This is a genomic window from Scandinavium lactucae (assembly GCF_033843265.1).
In the GTDB taxonomy this organism is placed as follows: Bacteria; Pseudomonadota; Gammaproteobacteria; order Enterobacterales; family Enterobacteriaceae; genus Scandinavium; species Scandinavium lactucae.
Map to the genome: position 1 here is coordinate 1 of NZ_JAWXRD010000023.1, position 865 is coordinate 865.

The 865-nt window shown below is 46.9% G+C and carries 1 protein-coding gene; it reads right to left on the reverse strand.

All coding sequences use genetic code 11. The features are described from left to right. Positions 1-92: 92 nt before the first annotated feature. On the reverse strand, positions 93-865 hold a 773-nt coding region (locus SIK69_RS08015; RefSeq protein WP_319785825.1), incomplete at its 5' end, for a putative bifunctional diguanylate cyclase/phosphodiesterase.

The window sequence follows — 865 nt, forward strand, 5'->3', positions numbered from 1 at the left end:
AACTACACCGGGCGAACTGGATTTTAAAAACCACCCCTGGTTTATGGGAAACCAGCTCGCCCGACATCCTGATACTAACAAGCTTAACCAAATTAAACACCCGGCTTCAGCTTAAACTCGCCGTTCCCGACGTCCCACTCCTCAAAGCGAGACGGACGGCCATAGAAGTAACCCTGCGCTTTTTCACATCCTAGTTCGTGAAGCTTGTACCCCATCTCTGCCGTTTCGATACCTTCAGCGACGAGTGGAACATGGAAATTTTTTGCAATACCAAGGATAGACTGGACCATCGCCTCACTTTTTTTACTATCCAGAACATCTTTGACAAAATTCCTGTCAATCTTAAGACAGTCAAACGGCAGATGATGGAGGTAGGAGAGGCTTGAATAACCGGACCCGAAGTCATCCAGTGCAACCGTGATGTTTCGTCGTCTCAGTTCTGTAAGGAGGTGTATCACCCTTCCCGAATCGCTATCATTAACCAGTATACTTTCCGTCAGTTCGACGCAGATATTTTCAGATCGTAAGTGATGGCGTTTGATACAGTCATGAAGATGCGAGGAAAAGCCTGGATGTTTCAGTTGCATACCCGAAATATTAATATGCAGCTTAAAATCCTCTGGCGCGCCTCGTTGAATAAAATCCGACAGTTCACGGCAGGCAGTTTCAATAACCCACCGGCCAATTTGTAAAATTAACCCGGTACTTTCGGCAAGGGCAATAAATTTATCAGGCGGGACAAACCCCAGCACTTTTGAATGCCAGCGAATGAGACATTCTCCTTCCGAACATAGCCCTGGAGTGGCCAGATCAACAATAGGCTGCAAGACAAGGTGGAATTCTTCGTTGTTGACTGCCTGGCGGA